We start from the raw sequence: 21,548 nt of genomic DNA, 5'->3' as shown, positions 1-21,548 counted from the left end.
GTCGAGATGTATCCATGACAATATTTTGATTGTCTTGATATTCGGTCATACGCTCCGCTGCATGCAACCCCCCAATTGAGTGTGGCCCGCCATGGAACGTACCTCGCAACTAAACACCCCTACGCTTGAAAAGAACACGAGCGGGTGGATCAATGGGTTCATCGGTGTCCTGATCTTCAGCGGCTCGCTACCGGCGACACGGGTGGCGGTTCTGGAGTTTGACCCGGTCTTTCTGACCGTTGCCCGCGCGACCATCGCCGGCGTGCTGGCGCTGTGCATGCTTTTGCTATTCAAGGAAAAACGTCCCGCTCGACACCAGCTTTTACCCTTGGTCATCGTGGCAATGGGCGTGGTGATCGGGTTTCCACTGTTGACGGCGCTGGCGCTGCGGCATGTGACGTCCGCGCACTCCATTGTCTTCCTCGGTCTGTTGCCACTCGCCACTGCCGCATTTGGCGTCTTGCGCGGTGGCGAACGTCCCCGACCTGCGTTCTGGTTCTTCTCGGTCCTGGGAAGCCTGATGGTCGTGGCATTCGCCGTTTCCCAGGGCCTGGCTGCTTCTCCCGAGGGAGACATCCTGATGCTGCTGGCAATCATTGCCTGTGGCCTCGGTTATGCCGAAGGGGCGAAGCTTTCAAGAACGCTGGGCGGTTGGCAGGTGATTTCGTGGGCATTGGTGCTGTCGCTGCCCATCGTGGCGCCACTGAGCGGGTTCCTGGCACCCTCTTCGTTCGCAGGAATCAGCCCGCCTGCCTGGTTCAGCCTGGCATACGTGTCGCTCTTCAGCATGCTGATCGGTTTTGTATTCTGGTATCGCGGCCTTGCCCAGGGAGGCATTGCCGCCGTCGGCCAGCTTCAGTTGCTACAGCCATTCTTTGGCCTGGCGCTGGCGGCCACCTTGCTTCACGAACCCGTCAGCATCGGCATGCTTGGGGTGACTGTTGCGGTGATTCTTTGCGTTGCCGGGGCGAAGAGGTTTGCGAAGTAGAGACTCAGCGGCGTCAACAACGTGAGGAAGGCCAGTAAGAGTAAGACAAATGGGAGATCGGCAAGCCATGTGACAAGAGTGTCTTCGTAAACCTGCGGTAGTTTCAGCGCTCAAGAAAACTGGCCTGGGGGCGATATGCCCTTCATCTAAACTGTTGGCCTACCCACCGATGAAAAAGCTAATAACGGTAATGTGTGCGCTCGCTTTGCTTTCCGGGTGTGCAACCAAGAGTCTGAGTGTTGAAGACCGCAAGCAGATCAAGACCATAAAAGTTCTTCCGGTGTATGTGGCGGTAGACAACTTCAAATACACGAGCATGAATCAGGCGTGGGGGGCGGGCTTGGGTGCCGGTACCGGAGCGGCTACTGGAATGGCATCCGGTGTTTCGAGCACCGGGACAAGCGCCTTGACCGGGGCAGGCTCAGTAGCGGGAAGCAAATTGGCTGATGTCGCGACAATGGATATCTCTCGCGCAATCCTGACGAATATGCAAACCCACGACATCGACTTGAGCAAGCTGGTTCGCAAAAGCTTTGAAGACCGGGTGACACGAGAACATTTGTTCACCGTCGTCGCTGAAGGTGAGGACGCGGACGCCGAGGTCACAATCATGATCCTGCAGTGGGGACTTTGTTTGAAGAACTTCAGCACCGTGCTTTACCCGGTCATTGGCGCCAATGGTTTCATGAAACGCAATGGCAGTTCAGTCTGGCGCAATTTCGCAACCATTTCGGTATTCAATGACACTAACACCACGGCCTATACCCCGGAGCAGTACGCAACTGATCCCGAAGCCCTGCGCACCGCCTTTACCCTCGTGTCTGATCTGGTGATCGGTAAACTGGTGGAGGATATAAAGCAGTAATCCACCGCAGAGTAACCAGCTGAAGGTTGTATGTACTTAAAATTAGAAAAGACCGAAGCCCACTTATATGGCACCCCGACAGACTTCAACGCTATCTCACGCGCCATTCGCAAGTGTAGATCCGGGGCCAAAACCCGCTTATCTCTCGATATAAGCAAGACTCGCTTTACATCGTTAAACATCATCTGTACCGGAGAGGTCGGCTCGATCAGCAGACAAAGCGATGAATTCTCCCTCATGTATCCGGAGAGCATTAAAACCCGACTATCTCCTTGCTTTTCGATGCCCGCAGAAACCCAGCCAGGCTCCGTTTTCTTCGTCAGCAGGTCGCAGAATGAATTCTTTCGAGTCCTGAAAGACGACTCTCTTGATGTGGTAGTTCATGTAGTAGAGGATTTATGACATTCCTTGAGCCAGAAGGAAAAACTTCGTCAACCTGGGGTGCCGAAAACAACTAAAGATGGATTTCTTTTCTGTTGCCACGCTGGAACCTTCCAGTAACTCCAGCAACACACTTTGTGACGAGCGACCTTCCCCGTACCTGCACCCAAGGAGTGCTAGCTGGTCCCCCCTCTCCTCTGTATCACCTTTGGGTCGATTGAAATCTATGGTGTAGTGACTGCAATCGACCCATAACTTTCCTTCGGGGATAGACTGAGTTAGGCACCTAGCGCGAACACGATCAAAAACCAACCATTTACAGCTCACGCGCTACTACGGTAATAAACTGCGAGCGAGACGAGTCGACCAATATTAGTCGTACTTATTTTTCCAAACCATTTGCAATGGGTACAGCGGTGGTAAAAAAATCAAATATCGCTCAATGGAAGCCCTTTCCAAGACAATCCATCACAGGGGTAATACGTGACATGGTTTGCGCGATCGACGCATCCAGACTTAGCGCAGCAACGGCTGAGGACACAAGTACAGAGTGATTTAATAGAGCTCCGACGGACTGAGTACTGAATCACTCAGACCATACGTGCAGTTTTTTGGCCTGAGTGATGGCGGCCATATTGAGAGTAGACACGATTTAAAAGCGCTCAACACGAGCGCTTTGCATGGGTCAAAACATGCACGATCAATCCCACAAGCAGCCCCCGGAATGCCCGCCCAAGCCAAGTGCGTAATATTGGTCAACGTTACCAAAAAGGTGATCCATGCCATTTCACGTCCCCGCGCATCAACCAGGGTGGTAGCCAGACCGCTACTCGCTGAATTTACAGGCTCTGGCACTCGCAGCACACGCGCGACAAGTTGGTCCCGGGCTCTTCATAGCCCCCCACAAACCAACGTGCGCCACGGTCTGCTAATGGGATTTGGTAACACCTCAGCAGAGTCCATGCCGGGTGCCATCCAGACCCTGTGCGGGCTAATGCGCACGCCATGAAGAGGCCGCCCGGTTATCTGACGAGAAGTTGGTCGTCGCTGTCCGGGCTCTCTCATCACTTCTACACTCATCGACGGGCAAGATTGACTGACCGCCTCAGGACGTGAAGCAGCGGTCAGTCTCAGATGGTGAACGAGCGATAACCCTCATGACGGAGGCAACAACCACCATGAACAATGAGCCGATCGGCGCAAAGGAAGAAGCAGCGGCAGGCATTGCTTCTCAGTTGATCGACGAGAGAATCAAGGACCTGAGTGACTGGCGAGGCGAGATGCTCGCTCGGGCCCGGACACTCATCAAACAGGCCGACCCCGAAGTCGTCGAGGAATGGAAATGGAGAGGCGTTCCTGTGTGGTCACACGACGGGATCATCTGCACGGGTGAAACCTACAAGCACGCCGTGAAGATGACTTTCGCCAAGGGCGCCTCGCTGGAGGACCCTTCAGGCCTCTTCAATGCCAGCCTCGAAGGCAACACTCGACGTGCGATTGATCTCCATGAAGGCGACAAAATTGATGAGGCCGCGCTAAAAGCGTTGATTCGAGCGGCCGTAGATCTCAATACGTCCGTACGAGCGAGCGCGCGCAGAAAACCGACTGAATAAGTGGTCTTGCAAACCTCTGCTCGGGTCTCGCTGGCCGCTGGAAGCGGAGGCGCTTTTGGCCAGGATCAAGCACCCGAAGGCGCTCCAGTGAGTAAATGAACCGGTCAGGGTCCTGTACCCGTACCCTCACCCTCTGTCATGGAACTTTTCTGCAAATTGATGTCAATTTGATAGCGCGCTACAGCGCCCAATCACCTTGGATCAAGCAGTGTCAGGCTGTTTCCTGGCAAATCATGGAAGTGTGTGATGAGAGTAATCATTGCGATGTTGTTGATGCTTAGCGGGTATGCCTATGCCAGTTGCGGCAGCATCAGCGACAGTGACCAACGCAACTATTGCTACGCCAAAAAGAGCGGCAGTGGCTGTGGTTCTATCAGCGACTCCGACCTGCGCAATGCCTGCTATGCAGAAACCGGCAATGGGGGTTGTGGCAGCATCAGCGACAGTGACCAGCGCAACTATTGCTACGCCAAAAAGAGCGGCAGTGGCTGTGGTTCTATCAGCGACTCGGACCTGCGCAATGCCTGCTATGCAGAAACCGGCAATGGTGGTTGCGGCAGCATCAGCGACAGTGACCAGCGCAACCTGTGCTACGCCAAGAAGGGCGGTAGCTGCGGGAGTATCAGCGACAGCGACCTGCGCAACCAGTGTTACGCCTTGAAACCCTGACTGAACGGCTCATCGAGCAAGCCAGGGGGCGCCACGATTGCTTGCCCCTTGGCCGCAGAAAAACAAAATCCGATGCCTGAACCGGCATCGGATTTTTTTATGCGCCTGGCTCGGGCATTGGAGATGCCCATCGAAAGCACCTTCGACGATCAGTTATCCACCCCTGACGAGTTTGAATCCCCCGGCCTTTAACAGTCTTTGACAGTTTCGCGACAAAGCTCTCAAAGATTGCCCGCAACCACTCCCCTAGCATGGCGGCATCCATCATTGGACTGGGTACCCCATGCTCGGACTTTTGCTCGGCAGCCTTGGCTGCAACGGTCAGCCACCTGCCATGCCGACAGTCCACAAAGGGGACTACGCGCCATCGAGCACATACCACGCGAGATGGCCGCCAGATCAATGACATCAGTGCCCCTTGACTCCCCTCCTCCCACCCAACAACAACCTGAGTCTTTGACCCTCCATGAAAACCCTGATCAGCCCCAAAACGTTCTGCCTGTCACTCACCTCTTTATGCTTGTTGGCTACGACCGACTACCTGCACGCCGAAGACTGGCATTACAGCGTAAAGGGCGGCGCCGCCAGCGTGCCGCGCTACAGCGGCAGCGATGAACGTGTCGTCACCCCGTTGCTGGGCGGCGAGATTGTCAGCCCCTACGGCGTGTTCCTCGATACCTCGAGAGGGCTGGGCTGGCAAAGCGAATGGGGCAACCTGGCGTTCAGCACCTACGTCGGGCCCAGCGAAACGCGCAAGGATCGCAAGTCGACACTGGGTGGCTCGGACGATTTGAAGGGGATGGGTTCGATCAAGTCGCGTGCGCAACTGGGTGTCAGCGCCCACTACACCCTCGGCGCGATGGTGCTGGGTGCGACGGTGGAACACGCACTGAAAAAGAGTAACGACAATCACGACACCGATTCAGCGTACAGCCGCCTGGAACTGAGCGTCAGCACGCGCCTGTACGAAGGCGATTATGGCAACCTCGAAGGCAGCCTCAACAGTCAGTTCGGCAACGCGGACTATATGCGTACCTGGTATGGCGTCAGCGACGCCCAGGCAGCACGAAGCCGGTTCCGGGCCCATGACACCCACGGTGGGCTGGTCAGCCGTGGCGCCAACCTGACCTGGGCCTTGCCGATCAATGACCAGACAGAGTTCAGCACCGTGCTGGCGGTGCAGCACCTGAGCAAGGAGGCGGCTGACAGCCCGATTGTCGAGCAGCGCCTGCAGACGTCACTGGCCGGGCAAGTGAAATACAGCTTCTGATGTTTCGGTAGCGGCGACGGATAAGGCGGCGAGTGTAAAAGCCGCCTCAATCGGCAGCCGCCCAGGTCATGCGAAACGATGCCCCGCCCCAAGGCGAATCGCCGACTTCAACCTTGCCACCGTGCCCTTGCGAGACTCGCCTGACCAGCGCCAGCCCCAGCCCGAAACCACCGGTACGGCGGTCACGGCTGGCGTCCAGCCGAGCGAACGGTTCGAAGATTTTCTCGCGCCCTTCAAGCGGCACTCCCGGCCCGTCGTCATTGACCAGCACTTCGTAACCCTGCTCACCCAGCACCAGCGACACTTCCACACGCTGGTCCGCATACCGAATGGCGTTGCGCAGCAGGTTGATCACCGCCCTGGCCATGAACCGCGGTTCGATGCAGATCGAGTCGACCTCACAGGCACGGATCGACAACACAACCCCCGCCGCCTCGGCTTCCAGAGAGACACTGCCCACAACGCTGTCGAGCCAGCTCTGGGCCTGAATGTTTTCGCGATTGACCACCGTGGCGTGGCGTTCAAGGCTGGCGTAGGTCAACAGCTCCGAAACCATTTCCTCCAGCTCGCCAAGGTCGGCGTACATGTCGGCGATCAGCTCACGTTTCGCTTGAGGGTCGGACAGCTGTTTGAGCTGATCGAGTTCAAACGACAATCGCGTAATCGGCGTACGCAGCTCATGGGAAACCGCATTGGTCAGCTCGCGCTGATTGGCGATCAAGCCTTCGATACGGGCGGCCATTTGATTGAAGTGTTCAGCCAGGTCGCGAATGTTCGAGCGCTTCGAGAGCTGGATACGTGAGCTCAGGTCGTTGTCACCGAAGCGTTGCGCCGCCAGTCGCAGCTTCTCCAGGTCACGCCAATGCGGGCGAACCCAAAAGAACAGCACGATCCCCAGCAACACCCCGAGCATGGTGTACGCCGCGATCAGGTAGAACGAGTTCATGTTGGGCTCTGCGGGGAGCTTGATGCTGAGCAACTGCGGACCGTTGTCGATGCCCGAGATGAACTGCGTGTACTTGTCCCGGATCACCAGATGCCCCTCATCAAGCAAAGCCTTTTCCCCCGTATCCAGCGCCAGCTCTTCGCGCCGCACCAGTTGCAGCTGCAAGCCGTAATGGGGCTTGAGTGCCTGCAACTGCTGCTCGCGGCCCGACTCATCGAGGGGCCGAAGTTGCTGCACCAGCGAATACGCCGGGCCTCTCATGGCATCGCGGTTGTAGGTTTGCAGCGTGCCGTCGAGCAACAGGTTAAACGTGCGGTCGACCACCTCAAGCGCCGCCACCATGCCAAACGCCAGAACGAGAAAAAGCCCACAGAAAAGACGCAGCATTTACAGCTCCCAGGCGAACGGGTTAAACAAGTAACCCTTGCCCCAGATGGTCTTGATGCACACCGGCTCCCGAGGGTTGTCCTTGAGTTTGCCGCGCAACTTGCTGATGTAAACGTCGACACTGCGGTTGAGGCCATCGAAGGCAATCCCGCGCATGCGATTGAGGATGTCATCGCGCGACAGAATCTTGCCCGCCGCACTGGCCAGCAACCACAGCAATTCGAATTCCATGGTCGTCAGCTCGATGGCCTCGCCCGCCAACCGTACTTCGCGACAACTGCGGTCAATCGACAGGTTGCCGAACGCCAGGGAGCCACGCACAGTGGTTTCAGGAAGCTGTCGCCGCTGCAAGGCACGCAGGCGAGCCAGCAAAACCGGTGGCTTGATCGGTTTGATCACATAATCATCGGCGCCGGACTCCAGGCCCAGGATGTGGTCCAGGTCGTCTTCCTTGGCGGTCAGGATGACAATTGGCGCCTGCGAAACGCTACGAATCTCGCGGCACACGTGCAAACCGCTCTGGCCCGGCAGCATCAGGTCGAGCACGACGATTTTCGGTTTGAAATCGAGAAACGCCGCCAGCGCCAGATCGCCCCGATGCACGGTCATGACCTCAAAGCCATGTTGCAACAGAAAGTGCGCGATCAGCGTCGCAAGCCTTTCGTCGTCTTCAACCAGCAATACCTTGCCTAGCCCCTGATTATCCATAAATGCCAGTCTGTAAGCCGATGAGAGAAAGCGCGCATTATAGGCGCCAATCCCTCTCCCAACGGCCACCTCACACGGCAAAAACCGGCCACAAGGGCCGGTTTTCAGTGATCTTTCATGTTCTTAAGAGTTTTTAACAATTGGCCGGTTTTCTTTTACAGGCCTGTTGCCTGAACGGTCGGCACACCGCTGTGGAAACGGAACTCCACATCCGGCGACTCGATGAGTTCCTGCTCCGTCGCGCGGACTCTTTCGATCACCTGGGCGATGTCCTTGGCGTCACCATACTGATAGGCCAGCTTCAGGTAGCCCTGAAAGTGCCGGGCCTCGCTTTTCAACAGGCCGAAGTAGAACTTGCCCAGTTCCTCGTCCAGATGCGGCACCAGCGCTTCGAAGCGCTCGCAACTGCGCGCCTCGATAAACGCACCGACCACCAGGGTGTCCACCAGTTTCACCGGTTCATGGCTACGCACCACTTTGCGCAGGCCCGAGGCGTAGCGCCCGGCGGACAGTTGCCGCAGTTCGATCTTGCGTTTTTTCATCAAGCGCATGACTTGCTCGTGATGCACCAGTTCTTCCCGGGCCAGACGCGACATCAGGTTGATCAGGTCAACATGGGAGTGATACTTGGCAATCAGGCTCAGCGCCGTGCTGGCCGCCTTGAACTCGCAGTTCTTGTGGTCGATCAGCAAGGTTTCCTGATCCGCCAGCGCGGCCTCGACCCACCCCTGCGGCGTGCGGCAGCCGAGAAATTCATGGATTTCAGGAAGGATCATTGGGCAGCACCACACAACAGGACAGCGATGATTTCAGGGATCAGTAACATGAGGCTCACGAGAAAAGGGTTCACAGCGAAGGCCGCCGATTATACCGGCCTGCCGGCAGACCACCAGCCACCGCACTTGATATGCATCAAGACCCGTGTTCACGAGCAGCAACTATAGTTGTGCAACGCAGCGTCTTTTCATTCATCGGAGATCCCGATCATGCAAGCTATCCGCAGTATCCTGGTGGTCATCGAGCCTACGCCGGCCGAAAGCCTCGCCCTCAAACGCGCCAAGCTGATCGCCGGGGTGACCCAGGCACACCTGCATTTGCTGGTCTGCGACAAGAAACATGATCATTCGGCGCTGTTGAGCGTACTCAAGGCCAGCCTCCAGGAGGAAGGCCATAGCGTCACCACCGAACAGGCGTGGAACGAAAGCCTGCACGAAACCATTATCGAGGTGCAGCAAGCCGAAGGCTGCGGGCTGGTGATCAAACAGCACTTCCCCGATAACCCGCTGAAAAAAGCCCTGCTGACCCCGGCTGACTGGAAGCTGTTGCGCCAGTGCCCGAGCCCGGTGCTGCTGGTGAAAACCGCCACGCCGTGGGCTGGCGGGACCATTCTTGCCGCCATTGATGTGGGTAACAGCGACCCGGAACACCGCGTGTTGCACGCCACCATTGTCGATCACGGCTTCGACATCGCGCACCTGGCCAAGGCTCACCTGCATGTGATCAGTGCACATCCCTCGCCGATGCTCTCGGCAGCCGACCCGGTATTCCAGCTCAAGGAAACCATCGAAGCCCGCTACCGCGAGCAGTGCAAAGCGTTCCAGGCTGAATTCGACATCGACGACGACCACCTGCACATCGAAGAAGGTCCGGCGGACGTGCTGATTCCCCACATTGCGCATAAATTGCAGGCCGCCGTGACGGTCATCGGCACCGTGGCACGCACCGGGTTCTCGGGCGCGCTGATCGGCAACACCGCCGAGGTGGTACTCGACTCACTGGAAAGCGACGTGCTGGTGCTCAAGCCCCAGGAAATGATGGATCACCTGGGGGAGTTGGCGACCCAGCATTGAGATGCACCCCGCATGTGTGGCGAGGGAGCTTGCTCCCGTTAGGTTGCGAGGCGACCCTGAATCGGCTGGCGCGGTGTATCAAATAACACTCGTTGGCCGATTTGCGACTGCTACGCAGCCGAGCGGGAGCAAGCGTCCTCGCCACAGGTTTCGCATCTAGTCGCCAAACGCATCCTTGAGGAACCCCGGCGCGATGTAGCGCTGGTAATGCGCTTCGGACAGCAGGAAGAATTCCCGATCAATGGCGTCGCGCAACTCGGGCAGGTTCCAATCGCGAAACTCCGGCAACAACACCATGCCGTAAGCCTCCAACTGGTTGATCACCCGCGCACCGCGGGCGATCAGTTGATACGCCCAGCAGTAGGGCGATTGATGGGGCACGAAGCGGATTTTTCGTTGTTCCAGTTGCAGGCGCAGCCGTGCGGGATCGAAAATTTCCAGTTTCCCGGCCATTACCTGCACCAGCAACTGCTCAAGACGCAGCCACACCGCGCGCTTTTCTTCCTCGTTGTAACCGTTCCAGTGAATCACTTCATGGTGGAAGCGCTTGCAGCCACGGCACACCAGATCACCGTAAACAGTGGAGCAGAGGCCGATGCAGGGAGTCTTGATGGTCTGATTGGGCATAGGTAGGCAAAACGCGAGAAAGCAAAACAGGTCGGCATGTTAGCCCTTTGTCTAACATTGATCACCCCTCAAACTTCAGGGGCCAACTTACCTTTAGATTTTTTTTGCCGTAGAATCAGCCAGCCTTTTAAGGCGCCAATGTCCGTTAGAAGCTGTTTTCAAAGCGTCACGAGCACAGTCGTTCCTTCAGAGCGGTGTTGGCGAGGAGTCTTTCCAGCGGGGAAAACTCAGCGCCAACCCTCATCAGCTCCGTTCTGCAGGCGTAAAACTTTGAAAGCAGCTTCTGTGAGGAATTCCGGCAACTCAGGCTTTGCGGCTCAAAAAGCCCCCAAGCGCTGAGCGCCGTGAGTTTCTGGATGAGCGTCCCGGACACCCATTTGGGACCACTGATGAGGGTAATAACTGTGCTTGAAGCCTACCGCAAACATATCGAAGAGCGTGCAGCACTGGGTATCGTTCCCCAGCCGCTTAACGCCGAACAAACTGCAGGCCTGGTCGAGCTGCTGAAGAATCCCCCGGCAGGCGAAGAAGCTGTTCTGCTGGACCTGATCACCAATCGCGTTCCACCTGGCGTGGACGAAGCAGCCTATGTAAAGGCCGGCTTCCTGTCTGCCCTCGCCAAAGGCGAAGCAAAATCCCCTCTGATCGACAAGAAACGCGCTGTTGAACTGCTCGGCACCATGCAGGGCGGCTATAACATCGTGACTCTGGTTAATCTGCTGGACGACGCCGAACTGGCACCAGTAGCCGCCAAAGAACTCAAGCACACCCTGCTGATGTTCGATGCTTTCCACGACGTTGCGGAAAAAGCCAAGAACGGCAATGCTCACGCCCAAGGCGTACTGCAATCCTGGGCTGACGGCGAATGGTTCAAGAACCGTCCGACCCTGGCCGACAAGATCAGCCTGCGCGTGTTCAAGGTCACCGGCGAAACCAACACCGACGACCTCTCCCCTGCGCCTGATGCCTGGTCCCGCCCGGACATCCCGCTGCACGCCCTGGCCATGCTGAAAATGGCCCGTGACGGCATCGTTCCTGACGTACAAGGCTCCATCGGCCCGATGAAACAAATCGAGCAGATGCGCAACGACGGCTTCCCGATCGCCTACGTCGGTGACGTGGTCGGTACCGGTTCGTCGCGTAAATCGGCCACCAACTCGGTGCTGTGGTTCTTCGGCGACGACGTTCCTTACGTACCGAACAAGCGCTCCGGCGGTTTCTGCTTCGGCAGCAAAATCGCTCCGATCTTCTACAACACCATGGAAGATGCTGGCGCACTGCCAATCGAATTCGACGTCACCAACATGCACATGGGCGACGTGATCGACCTGTACCCGCATGCTGGCAAAGTCTGCAAACACGGCACTGACGAAGTCCTGACCACCTTCGAAATGAAGACCCCGGTGCTGTTGGACGAAGTTCGTGCTGGCGGCCGTATCCCGCTGATCATCGGCCGCGGCCTGACCGACAAGGCCCGTGCCGAATTGGGCCTGGGCCCTACCGACCTGTTCAAACTGCCTGAAGCACCTGTCGACACCGGCAAGGGCTTCACCCTGGCACAGAAAATGGTCGGCAAGGCTTGTGGCCTGCCAGAAGGCAAAGGCGTTCGCCCAGGTACGTACTGCGAGCCGAAAATGACCACCGTCGGCTCCCAGGACACCACTGGCCCGATGACCCGTGACGAACTGAAAGACCTGGCATGCCTGGGCTTCTCGACCGACCTGGTAATGCAGTCCTTCTGCCACACCGCTGCTTATCCGAAGCCGATCGACGTCACCACTCACCACACCCTGCCCGACTTCATCATGACCCGCGGCGGCGTTTCCCTGCGTCCGGGCGACGGCATCATTCACAGCTGGCTGAACCGCATGCTGCTGCCGGACACCGTCGGCACCGGTGGTGACTCGCACACCCGCTTCCCGATGGGCATCTCGTTCCCGGCCGGCTCCGGCCTGGTCGCGTTCGCCGCAGCCACTGGCGTGATGCCACTGGACATGCCGGAATCGATCCTGGTGCGCTTCAAAGGCAAAATGCAACCGGGCGTCACCCTGCGTGACCTGGTTCACGCCATTCCTTACTACGCGATCCAGGCTGGCCTGCTGACCGTAGAGAAGAAAGGCAAGAAGAACGCCTTCTCCGGCCGCATCCTGGAAATCGAAGGCCTGGACAACCTGAGCATCGAACAGGCTTTCGAGCTGTCCGACGCCTCGGCCGAGCGCTCCGCTGCCGGTTGCACCATCAAGCTGTCGAAAGAGTCGATCACCGAGTACCTGAGCTCCAACATCACCCTGCTGCGCTGGATGATCGGCGAAGGCTACGGCGATGCGCGTACCCTGGAACGTCGTGCTCAAGCGATGGAAGCCTGGATCGCCAACCCTGAGCTGATGGTTGCCGATGCTGACGCCGAATACGCTGAAACCATCGAAATCGACCTGGCCGACATCAAGGAGCCTGTGCTCTGCGCGCCGAACGATCCGGACGACGCCCGTCTGCTGTCCAGCGTTGCTGGCGAGAAGATCGACGAAGTGTTCATCGGTTCGTGCATGACCAACATCGGTCACTTCCGCGCTGCCGGTAAACTGCTGGATCAGGTCAAGGGACAGCTGCCAACCCGTCTGTGGCTGTCGCCACCGACCAAGATGGACGCTCACCAACTGACCGAAGAAGGCTACTACGGCATCTACGGCAAGGCTGGCGCACGCATGGAAATGCCGGGCTGCTCGCTGTGCATGGGTAACCAGGCACGCGTAGAACCGAACTCCACCGTAGTCTCCACCTCGACCCGTAACTTCCCGAACCGTCTGGGCGATGGTGCCAACGTTTACCTGGCTTCGGCCGAGTTGGCGTCGGTGGCGTCCATCCTGGGTCGCCTGCCGACCGTCGAGGAGTACATGGTTTACGCGAAGGAAATCGACACCATGGCCAGCGATGTGTATCGCTACCTGAGTTTCGACCAGATCGCCGAGTTCCGTGAAGCTGCAGCGAACGCCAACATTCCGGTCGTTCAAGCCTAACGTTACAGCGCTATAAAAAACGCCGCCCATCGCACGATGAGCGGCGTTTTTTTATGCCTGGCGTTCCGCCTTTTGTACCGCACCGTCCACACTCAGACCGCTGAGGCTGACCTGCGACCGCTCGACCTCCGGCAATGCGGCCAGCACGCTCAGTGCTTCATGCTTGAGGCGAGCCAGCACTAGGCGCTTGCCTTCAAGGTGCACACGAAGGAAGAACTCCTCCAGCGCTTCGATACTGGTACCGTCCAGGTCCGGCGACTCTTCCAGGCTGAGAATTACCGTATGAATCGGCACCTCGCTATGTCGGACCAGCCGTAATGCCGCCCCCAGAATCCGCTCGGCGTTGGCGAAGAACAGCGCCTCGCTCGGCCGGACAATCAGCACGCCCGGCACCGGTTTGGCCAATGGATGGCGCTGCAGGTCGACAAAGTCGTGTCCGCCGCCGATCTGCCCGAGGATCTGGATATCCGCCGCCGACATCTGCTTGAGCATCAGCAACACACTGATCGCCACCGCCAGCAACAGACCGTCCAGCACCCCGAGCACCAGCACTGCTGCCACGGCGCAGATCACCAGCAGGCGATCACGGCGCCAGATAAAGTAACGACCCAACGGCTGCAAGCTCAGGCCACGGCCCAGCGCATGCATGACAATCGCCGCCAGCACCGGCTCCGGGGTCAAGGCGATGTAGGGCAATACTGTCAGCACAATCAGCAACACCACCAGCGCCGCCAGCCCACCGGCCAAGCGTGAGGTCGCGCCCGCCGCTTCATTGGCGGACGTCGCGGAGTACCCCGCCCCGGCCGGCATGCCATGGAACAGCCCGGACAGCAGATTGGCCGCGCCAAGGGCCAGCAAGTCCCGGTTGGAAGTCACTCGGTCACCATGCTTGAGTGCGAAGGCGCTGATTGAGCCGTAGGACTCTGCGTAAAGAATCATCACCATGGCAAACCCCAACTCCCCCAGGCGCAACCAATCGGCAAAGGGCAGCACCGGCAGCCGTGGCACCTCCAGGCTGAGATCGATCACACCTATCAGCGGAACGCCATGATCCGGCAGATTCAGCCATTGACCCGCCGCGATACCGATCATTACCACCAGCAATCCACCGGGCCAACGCCGGAACCGTGCGAAGAGCCACAACAACATCAGCGCCACCGCCGCGACACCCGCGCCCGCCCAGTTCCACTGGGGCAACTGTTCCAGTAACTGAGGCAAAAAGCGGATCAGGTTAGCGTCACTCACGTGCACACCGACCACACTGGCGAACTGCTTGAGGATGATTGTCAGCGCCAGGCCAAAGGCAAACCCACGCAGCACCGGTTTGGCAATAAAGGACGTGACGCTGCCGAGCCGGAACAACCCAGCCAGTAAAAAGAACCCGCCGGTGACCAACACCAGGCCGAAAGCCAGCGTGGAGCGCAGCGCCGGATCACCACCTGACAGCGTCATGCTGGCCGCCGCCAGCACTGCCGCCGAAGACGAGGTCGCCGAGACAATGGCAAACCGGCTGGTACCCAGCAGTCCATAGCACAACAACCCGGCGAACAACGCAATGACGCCCGCCTGGGGCGCCAACGCGGCAATACTCGAGTAAGCGACCGCTTCGGGCAGCAGTAAACCGGCAATCGACAACCCTGCCAACAGGTCCTGCCAACGGTTCGGCCGATCACGGACGCTGGAAGGCTCAGCCGGCAATCGGACCTCCCCGGCCCGCTGACAGGCAGGCCTCCCCATGAGGCGCAAGGGTCTGTGGCGAGTGTTCGCGAGCCATGTAGGGTCTCCAGTCGGGCCTTTTCAGGTCGGTGAGGGAGTGTAGCGTCTAATCCGCCCATCGCCGACCAACGGCAGAGTTTGCCCCCGTACACGCGCACGGCTACCAGATCAGGTAGTTGTCCTGACCCGGCCTGCGGATAAGAATTCCTCCTGCTGCACGCGACCCGCAGACACGCTTGCACATCGATCCGGCGCTGCAACTCAAGGAGGAGTTATGCGCATTATCATGATCGCCATCGGTTCAGAGGGGGACGTCCCCCCCTTCATCAGCCTGGCTAATGCACTGGTGCGCCGTGGGCACCCTGTGACGGTGTGCAGCCTGCCGGCATTTGCCTCGATGATTGAAAACAACGGCCTGGAGTTTGTCGCGATCTGCGACGAAACGACCGGTAACACGGCCACGAACCACTCGAAAATCCAGGATTCCAGGACCTCGTTCGCCACACGGTGGAAAGCCCTCTCGGGCATGCTTGAACCAGTCTATGAGTACATTGCTGCCCGGCGACACGATGACATCGTCGTCGTGGGTTCGTTATGGGCGCTGGGCGCGCGGGTCGCCCAGGAAAAATTCGGCATGCCTTACCTTTCGGTGCAGGTATCGCCCTTCACGCTGATCTCCGCTCACCTGCCGCCAGTACACCCCAGGTTCAAGGTTGCGCAGGGCATTCCGCTGGCCTTGCGCAAAATGCTCTGCCGCGTGATTGAGTACATCAGGCTGGATCGCACATGTGCGCCACAGATCAATGCCCTGCGTCACAAAAAAGGTTTGCAGGGCACAGTGAAGCAGGTGTTCAGTCAGTGGATGCACGCGCCTGACGGTGTCATCTGCCTGTTTCCCGAGTGGTTCGCCCCGGTCCAGCAAGACTGGCCGCAGCCGCTGCACATGGCCGGTTTCCCGCAGTCCGAGCATACCGACGAGACCCTTGACGACGAACTACAGGCCTTTCTTCGCGCAGGTCAGCCACCGATTGTTTTCGCACCGGGTTCGGCCCGGCACTTCGACGAGCACTTCTACCCCATGGCCCTGTCCGTCCTGCAAAAACTCGGGGCGCGGGGGATTTTCCTCGGCGAGCAGCGCACGCCCCTCAAACGCCTGCCCTTGAGCGTGTTACAGCGCGAGCACGCGCCCATGACGGCCCTGTTGCCGCACACGGCGGGCCTGGTGCATTCGGGCGCAATCGGAATCATGAGCCTGGCGCTGGCCGCCGGTGTCGGACAAGTCGTCATGCCGACCGCCCATGATCAGTTCGACAATGCCGAACGGCTGGTACGCATGGGGTGCGGCATCAAACTGACCTTGCCACTGGACGAAGCCCGCCTGCGTGACGCCTTGATCGACCTGCTGGAGGACGCTCGCATGGTGGCGGCCTGCGCCCGCACTCGACAACTTTCAACGCCCGCCATGCTGGCCTGCGAGCATGCAGCCAGCATCATCGAACGCTGCCGCCCCCCAACAAAACCACGCCTACTGCAGACGGCGTCATGAAGAGGCCCACGCTAGAGCGCTTACTATTTAAATTTTGATGCCTTGAACAATTGACAGACGGTCGTCGTGAACTAGATTTCCTCCTGTGCACGGAAGCACGGCAGCAGGACGACGATCATGGAAAAAGAATCAGGCTTCATGCACTGGTGGAATGACCTGCGCTTGGAGATGCTCAAGCGAGACGAAGCCCCACAGATTTTTGCGCTTCTGGAACAAGAAGTTCAGCGGCTGGGTTTTGATTATTATGCTTACGGTGTACGCCATTCGGTCCCCTTCACCCGCCCGAAAACCGACATCTGCGGCTCATACCCCAAGCATTGGCTGGAGCATTATCACCAGCACAACTACGCGGCAATCGATCCGTCGATCGTGAACGGGCTGCGCTCGACCCAAATGATGCGCTGGGACGATGCGCTGTTCGAGAACAGCCCGAGTTTATGGCGCGAGGCGCAAGACTGGGGGCTGCGAATCGGGGTGACTTTACCGATGCGCTCACCCAACAACACCTTGAGCGTACTGTCACTGGCTCGCACCTACACCCCCATCGGGGCGGCAGAGTGCGAGTACATACGCCTGCGCCTGCACTGCATCATCGAAATACTGAACTCCCGCCTGGCCGACATCGGCCATCAACAGACGACGTCGGAACTCATCGAGCTAAGCCTGCGCGAGCGGGAAATACTGCAATGGACCGCCGACGGTAAAAGTTCGGGGGAAATTGCGCTGATCCTCGGTATCTCGGTGAACACCGTGAACTTTCACTTGAAGATCATTCAGAAAAAATTCGGCGCTGCCAATAAAACCCTCGCAGCAGCCTATGGCGCCGCGCTGGGCTTGATCTAGCGCCACACCCAAACGATAAGGATATCGACCCATGATTACCGTGATATCACGGCATCGTCAGGAGCTCACGCCTGCGTTGCATGACGACCTCGGCCGTTACCGGCACAACGTTTTTATCAAGCAACTGGGCTGGGAATTGAACACCAGCAGCCCATTGCCGGACCGTGAGTTCGACCAGTTCGACCATGCCGATACACGCTACATCATCGCTCTGGACCGCGACCAGCATGTCCACGGCTGCGCCCGCCTGTTACCGACCACTCAACCGTACCTGCTGTCCGACGTGTTTGGTTTTTTGTGCGATCAGGCCATCCCCCGGCGTAGCGATACCTGGGAGGTCTCGCGGTTTGCCGCCAGCGCACTTGAGAACGGAAAACTGCCCATGCGGGTGTTCTGGAACAGCCTGCACAGCGCCTGGTCGCTGGGAGCAACCGAGGTCGTGGCAGTCACCACCCCTTCGCTGGAACGCTACTTCCTGCACCATGGCGTGCAACTGCGTCGACTCGGCCAGCCACAGCGGGTAAACCGCGATGACGTGGTGGCGCTGAGCTTTCCTGCCTACCAAAAAAACGGCCGCGCCGCGCTTCATGCGCAGTCAGCGGCCGTTACTTCGCTCAATCAGGCATTCCTGCGGTCCGGCTCAGCGCTGGCGCACCAGGCTGAGCGAGCGCAGGCTTAGGCTGTCAGCGAGTAGATCAACGCCGAAATCGCTACCAGGCCCACCAGTGTCACGAAGACGTTGGAGGCCTGGCCGCGATAACGCGCCATGGCTGGAACCTTGCGGATCGCATACATCGGCATCAGGAACAGGATGGCCGCGATGATCGGCCCGCCCAGGGTTTCGATCATGCCCAGGATGCTCGGGTTCAGCGTGGCGACGATCCAGCACACTACCAGCATGAAGGCTGCAGTCATGCGGTCCAGCGTCTTGGGTGCCGGACGCTTGCCGCTCTTGACGATCAAGCCCTTGAGGCCTTCGCTGGCACCGATGTAGTGCCCCAGGAACGACTTGGAGATGGCCACGAATGCAATCAACGGTGCCGCGAAGGCGATCGTCGGGTTGCTGAAGTGGTTGGCCAGGTACGACAGAATCGACAGGTTCTGCGCCTTCGCTTCAGCCAGTTGGGCCGGCGACAGGGTCAGCACGCAGCTGAACACGAAGAACAGCACCATGACCACCATCAGCAGGTGGGCGCGGGACAGGATCTGCGAGCTGCGCTCTTGGGCATGAACACCATAACGACGCTTCTGGTCCACCGCGAACGCCGAGATGATCGGCGAGTGGTTGAACGAGAACACCATCACCGGAATCGCCAGCCACAGCGTATGCATCAGCGCCGAAGGCTCAGGCAGCGTGCTTGCCGTGGTGAGGATGCCGCCATTCCAGTGCGGAATCAGGAACACCGCCAGAAACAGCAGCGCAACGATGAACGGGTACACCATCAGGCTCATGGCCTTGACGATCACCTGCTCGCCACAACGCACCACGCCCAGCAGGCCGAGGATCAGCACGAACGACAGGATCGCCCGCGGTGGCGGCATGATGTGCAACTGGTGTTCAAGGAAGCTGCCCACGGTGTTAGTCAGGGCCACGCTGTAAATCAGCAGGATCGGGAAGATCGCGAAAAAGTACAGCAAGGTGATCAGGGCACCGGCCTTGATCCCGAAATGCTGCTCGACCACTTCCGTGATGTCCGCGCCTTCACGGCCGGAAAGCACAAAGCGGGTCAGGCCACGGTGTGCATAGAACGTCATCGGGAATGCCAACACCGCCAGAATCAGCAGCGGCCAGAAACCGCCCAGGCCTGCGTTGATCGGCAAAAACAGGGTACCCGCACCAATCGCCGTGCCAAACAGGCCCAGCATCCAGGTGGTGTCATGGCGATTCCAGCTTGCAAGGCTAGCTGGTGCCGCCGCTTCAAAGCGTTCATCAACGCTATTGGCCTGATCATTCATCCGGTCGGATCTCCGCATTCCGGTCATTTGCCACACAGTCGGGACGAGTCAGAAAAGGCTGACAGGCAGCGCCCCGGCCGTAACAGGGGCGCGATTGTCCGGGATTAATCAACAGAAGCAAAGACTTAGCTGAGGAGTGGTTATGCGGATCAGTTCATGTGAGATGGCTTTTTGACGCACAGCCCGCGAAAACCGGGCCATCGATCCAAAAAACATTCAAGAAAAGCAAGATGCGTAACCGGTAATCACCACGCCGGAAATATCCAGCAACAACGACATTGACAGGCCCTTTGCAGCCACAGCATGATCGGCCCATGAACATTTTGACGCTGAACCTCACCCGCACCACCACGACCGCCCTTGGCGGGTCGAGTGGTGGCTGGCTGATATGAACCCAGCGCAGTAACCGCAAGGCCCCGCCAGCAATGGACGGGGCCTTTTTTTGGCCTTGCTTTTGGCCTTTCAAGGAGAAAAACCATGGCACTCCCTGCTTCCAGCTCCTCTGCCCTGTTGATCGTCGACATGCAGGTCGGGCTCTTCAACGGCCCGGAAAAACCCTATGAGGGCGAACGGGTACTGGGCAAAATCCAGCAACTGATCCGAAAAGCCCGCTCAGCCTCGGCACCGATCTTTGCCGTTCGCCATACCGGCCCGGCCGGTTCGCCCATCGCGGCCGGCAGTGCGTTCTGGCAGTTGCTGCCCGCCCTTGAACTGGACCCGGCGCTCGACACCCTGCTCGACAAAACCAGGCCCAGCAGCTTTTTTGGAACCGGGCTGGCACGACAGCTCAACGACGCGGGCATCAAGGACCTGGTGATCGTCGGCATGAAAACCCAGTTCTGCATCGACACCACCTGTCGGGTCGCAGTGGAATCGGGCTTTGACGTGACCCTGGTGGCCGACGCCCATACCTGCATGGACACCCCGCAGTTATCGGCCAAAATGATTATTGAGCATCACAATGCAACCCTTGGCGCCACGCTGGTCAAACGGCTGGACACCGCGCAGGTGGCGTTCTGACCGACACACAGTCGCGCAGTGCACATCCTTGCCAAACACGGCGCCAATGCCTGGGCTTGAGCCTCGCCATTGACGCCGCACTGGCACACTTTTTCGTTTGATCATCCCTCAGGAGCCCAGCATGCCTGCAACCGTTCTGGTACTGGTTGAAACCATCAATGACTACCTGCCGATTCTTGAGCATCAGGGCTTTCATCTGATTCTCGCGCCAACACCCAGCGAGCGCGCCCAGGCGATTGCCACTCATGGGGGGCAAATCAAGGCCGTGCTCACACGCGGCCCGTTGGGCCTGTACGCCGAAGAGATCGCCGCGCTGCCACAGTTACAGATCATCTGCGTGATCGGTGCCGGTTTCGAACATGTCGACCTGCAGGCTGCCAGCAACCGTGGGATCACCGTAACCAACGGCGCCGGGGTCAACGCCTCGTCAGTGGCCGACCACGCGATGGCCTTGCTGCTGGCACTGGTGCGCGATATCCCTCGGGCCGACGCGGCGGTACGCCGTGGCGAGTGGCCGAAAATCATGCGCCCGTCCCTGGCCGGCAAACACCTGGGAATCCTGGGGCTCGGCGCCGTCGGCATGGCCATTGCTCAACGGGCGACCCAAGGCTTCAACATGAGCGTCAGCTACCACAATCGCCAGCATCGCAACGACGTGCCCTACCACTACTGCTCAACCCCGACGGAGCTGGCGCGGGCCTCTGACTTCCTGATCATCGCCACCCCCGGCGGCATCGGTACCCGCCACCTGATCAACAAACAGGTGCTCGACGCACTGGGCCCCAATGGTTTCCTCGTCAATATTGCCCGGGCCAGTGTCGTGGTCACCGCCGACCTGATTACCGTCCTGGAGCAGCGGCGGATTGCCGGCGCCGCCCTGGACGTATTCGACGCAGAACCTCACGTCCCCGACGCACTCAAGGCATTGAGCAACGTGATCCTTACGCCCCACGTCGCCGGGTTATCGCCAGAAGCCACCCAGGCAACCGTGGAGCTGGTGGGTAAAAACCTGCAGGCGTTCTTTGTCGGGCGCCCCGTGTTGACACCTGTTGCCCTGCCCCCGCCCACCAAATCCAGACCCTAGGGGCACCCCGGTAAGGGACGACTGCACATCAGGAACGCTGATTATCCGGCAACACGCTAACCTAT

19 protein-coding genes and 1 pseudogene are annotated in these 21,548 nt (G+C 58.9%); 13 read left to right on the top strand and 7 right to left on the bottom strand.

The window, feature by feature from the left end:
* Positions 1-91: 91 nt before the first annotated feature.
* The 5 genes and pseudogenes from AC1Z1G_RS12275 (at position 92) to AC1Z1G_RS12255 (ending at position 4,516) form a co-directional block, all read left to right on the top strand.
* Positions 92-988, top strand: a complete 897-nt coding sequence (locus tag AC1Z1G_RS12275) for a DMT family transporter (RefSeq protein WP_483627273.1) — start codon at positions 92-94, stop codon at positions 986-988.
* A gap of 169 nt (positions 989-1,157) precedes the next feature.
* Positions 1,158-1,853, top strand: a complete 696-nt coding sequence (locus tag AC1Z1G_RS12270; protein ID WP_483627271.1) for a hypothetical protein — start codon at positions 1,158-1,160, stop codon at positions 1,851-1,853.
* Positions 1,854-2,545: 692 nt separating this feature from the next.
* A pseudogene (locus AC1Z1G_RS12265) lies at positions 2,546-2,788 on the top strand (surface-adhesin E family protein); the annotation flags it as partial.
* Positions 2,789-3,412: 624 nt separating this feature from the next.
* A complete protein-coding gene (locus AC1Z1G_RS12260) occupies positions 3,413-3,847 on the top strand; it encodes a DUF1801 domain-containing protein (protein WP_483627269.1) in 435 nt (144 codons plus the stop codon).
* Between the two features lie 246 nt (positions 3,848-4,093).
* Complete coding sequence (locus tag AC1Z1G_RS12255) at positions 4,094-4,516, top strand: hypothetical protein (RefSeq protein WP_483627267.1); 423 nt, start codon at positions 4,094-4,096, stop codon at positions 4,514-4,516.
* On the opposite strand, the gene AC1Z1G_RS12250 is transcribed toward AC1Z1G_RS12255, so the two are convergent.
* Positions 4,498-4,647: a hypothetical protein gene (locus AC1Z1G_RS12250; RefSeq protein ID WP_483627266.1), complete on the bottom strand. Its 150-nt coding sequence runs from the start codon at positions 4,645-4,647 to the stop codon at positions 4,498-4,500. The two genes, AC1Z1G_RS12255 and AC1Z1G_RS12250, sit on opposite strands and share 19 nt — an antisense overlap.
* A gap of 335 nt (positions 4,648-4,982) precedes the next feature.
* Between AC1Z1G_RS12250 and AC1Z1G_RS12245 the strand changes: the two genes are divergently transcribed.
* Positions 4,983-5,786, top strand: coding sequence for a MipA/OmpV family protein (locus AC1Z1G_RS12245; protein WP_483627264.1), 804 nt, complete (start codon positions 4,983-4,985; stop codon positions 5,784-5,786).
* Between the two features lie 46 nt (positions 5,787-5,832).
* Here the strand turns inward: AC1Z1G_RS12245 and AC1Z1G_RS12240 are convergent, their stop codons facing one another.
* From AC1Z1G_RS12240 to AC1Z1G_RS12230, 3 genes are all read right to left on the bottom strand, one after another.
* Positions 5,833-7,119, bottom strand: coding sequence for an ATP-binding protein (locus AC1Z1G_RS12240; protein WP_483627262.1), 1,287 nt, complete (start codon positions 7,117-7,119; stop codon positions 5,833-5,835).
* Positions 7,120-7,827 (bottom strand): winged helix-turn-helix domain-containing protein, encoded by a 708-nt coding sequence (locus AC1Z1G_RS12235; RefSeq protein WP_483627260.1) that lies wholly within the window; start codon positions 7,825-7,827, stop codon positions 7,120-7,122.
* A gap of 155 nt (positions 7,828-7,982) precedes the next feature.
* Positions 7,983-8,603: a MiaE family protein gene (locus AC1Z1G_RS12230; protein WP_483627258.1), complete on the bottom strand. Its 621-nt coding sequence runs from the start codon at positions 8,601-8,603 to the stop codon at positions 7,983-7,985.
* A gap of 210 nt (positions 8,604-8,813) precedes the next feature.
* On the opposite strand from AC1Z1G_RS12230, the gene AC1Z1G_RS12225 reads away from it, so the two are divergent.
* Entirely contained in the window at positions 8,814-9,677 is an 864-nt protein-coding gene (locus tag AC1Z1G_RS12225) for a universal stress protein (RefSeq protein WP_483627256.1), read from the top strand.
* A 156-nt stretch (positions 9,678-9,833) separates the two neighbouring features.
* Here the strand turns inward: AC1Z1G_RS12225 and AC1Z1G_RS12220 are convergent, their stop codons facing one another.
* Positions 9,834-10,304, bottom strand: a complete 471-nt coding sequence (locus AC1Z1G_RS12220; RefSeq protein WP_483627254.1) for a DUF1289 domain-containing protein — start codon at positions 10,302-10,304, stop codon at positions 9,834-9,836.
* A 404-nt stretch (positions 10,305-10,708) separates the two neighbouring features.
* On the opposite strand from AC1Z1G_RS12220, the gene acnB reads away from it, so the two are divergent.
* A complete protein-coding gene (acnB, locus tag AC1Z1G_RS12215) occupies positions 10,709-13,318 on the top strand; it encodes a bifunctional aconitate hydratase 2/2-methylisocitrate dehydratase (protein WP_483627820.1) in 2,610 nt (869 codons plus the stop codon).
* Between the two features lie 51 nt (positions 13,319-13,369).
* Here acnB and AC1Z1G_RS12210 read toward each other — a convergent pair whose 3' ends face one another.
* The gene (locus tag AC1Z1G_RS12210; protein ID WP_483627252.1) at positions 13,370-15,016 is read right to left on the bottom strand and encodes a SulP family inorganic anion transporter; all 1,647 of its coding nucleotides are present in this window, start codon (positions 15,014-15,016) and stop codon (positions 13,370-13,372) included.
* A gap of 292 nt (positions 15,017-15,308) precedes the next feature.
* On the opposite strand from AC1Z1G_RS12210, the gene AC1Z1G_RS12205 reads away from it, so the two are divergent.
* The 3 genes from AC1Z1G_RS12205 (at position 15,309) to AC1Z1G_RS12195 (ending at position 18,102) form a co-directional block, all read left to right on the top strand.
* A complete protein-coding gene (locus tag AC1Z1G_RS12205; RefSeq protein WP_483627251.1) occupies positions 15,309-16,580 on the top strand; it encodes a glycosyltransferase in 1,272 nt (423 codons plus the stop codon).
* 117 nt (positions 16,581-16,697) lie between these two features.
* On the top strand, positions 16,698-17,423 hold the full coding sequence (locus AC1Z1G_RS12200; protein ID WP_483627250.1) for an autoinducer binding domain-containing protein: 726 nt from the start codon (positions 16,698-16,700) through the stop codon (positions 17,421-17,423).
* A 31-nt stretch (positions 17,424-17,454) separates the two neighbouring features.
* Positions 17,455-18,102, top strand: a complete 648-nt coding sequence (locus AC1Z1G_RS12195) for an acyl-homoserine-lactone synthase (protein ID WP_483627249.1) — start codon at positions 17,455-17,457, stop codon at positions 18,100-18,102.
* Here the strand turns inward: AC1Z1G_RS12195 and AC1Z1G_RS12190 are convergent.
* A complete protein-coding gene (locus tag AC1Z1G_RS12190) occupies positions 18,099-19,379 on the bottom strand; it encodes a serine/threonine transporter (RefSeq protein ID WP_483627247.1) in 1,281 nt (426 codons plus the stop codon). The two genes, AC1Z1G_RS12195 and AC1Z1G_RS12190, sit on opposite strands and share 4 nt — an antisense overlap.
* A gap of 477 nt (positions 19,380-19,856) precedes the next feature.
* On the opposite strand from AC1Z1G_RS12190, the gene AC1Z1G_RS12185 reads away from it, so the two are divergent.
* Both AC1Z1G_RS12185 and AC1Z1G_RS12180 read left to right on the top strand, forming a co-directional pair.
* Positions 19,857-20,399 (top strand): cysteine hydrolase family protein, encoded by a 543-nt coding sequence (locus AC1Z1G_RS12185; protein ID WP_483627245.1) that lies wholly within the window; start codon positions 19,857-19,859, stop codon positions 20,397-20,399.
* A gap of 121 nt (positions 20,400-20,520) precedes the next feature.
* Positions 20,521-21,483 carry a 2-hydroxyacid dehydrogenase gene (locus AC1Z1G_RS12180; protein ID WP_483627243.1) on the top strand — a complete coding sequence of 321 codons (963 nt, stop codon included), beginning with the start codon at positions 20,521-20,523 and terminating at the stop codon, positions 21,481-21,483.
* Positions 21,484-21,548 lie beyond the last annotated feature (65 nt).

The sequence above is a fragment of the Pseudomonas sp. JL27(2026) genome (genome assembly GCF_056933555.1).
Note: the sequence above shows the minus strand (reverse complement) of the source record. Positions and strands in the feature narration are given on the sequence as shown.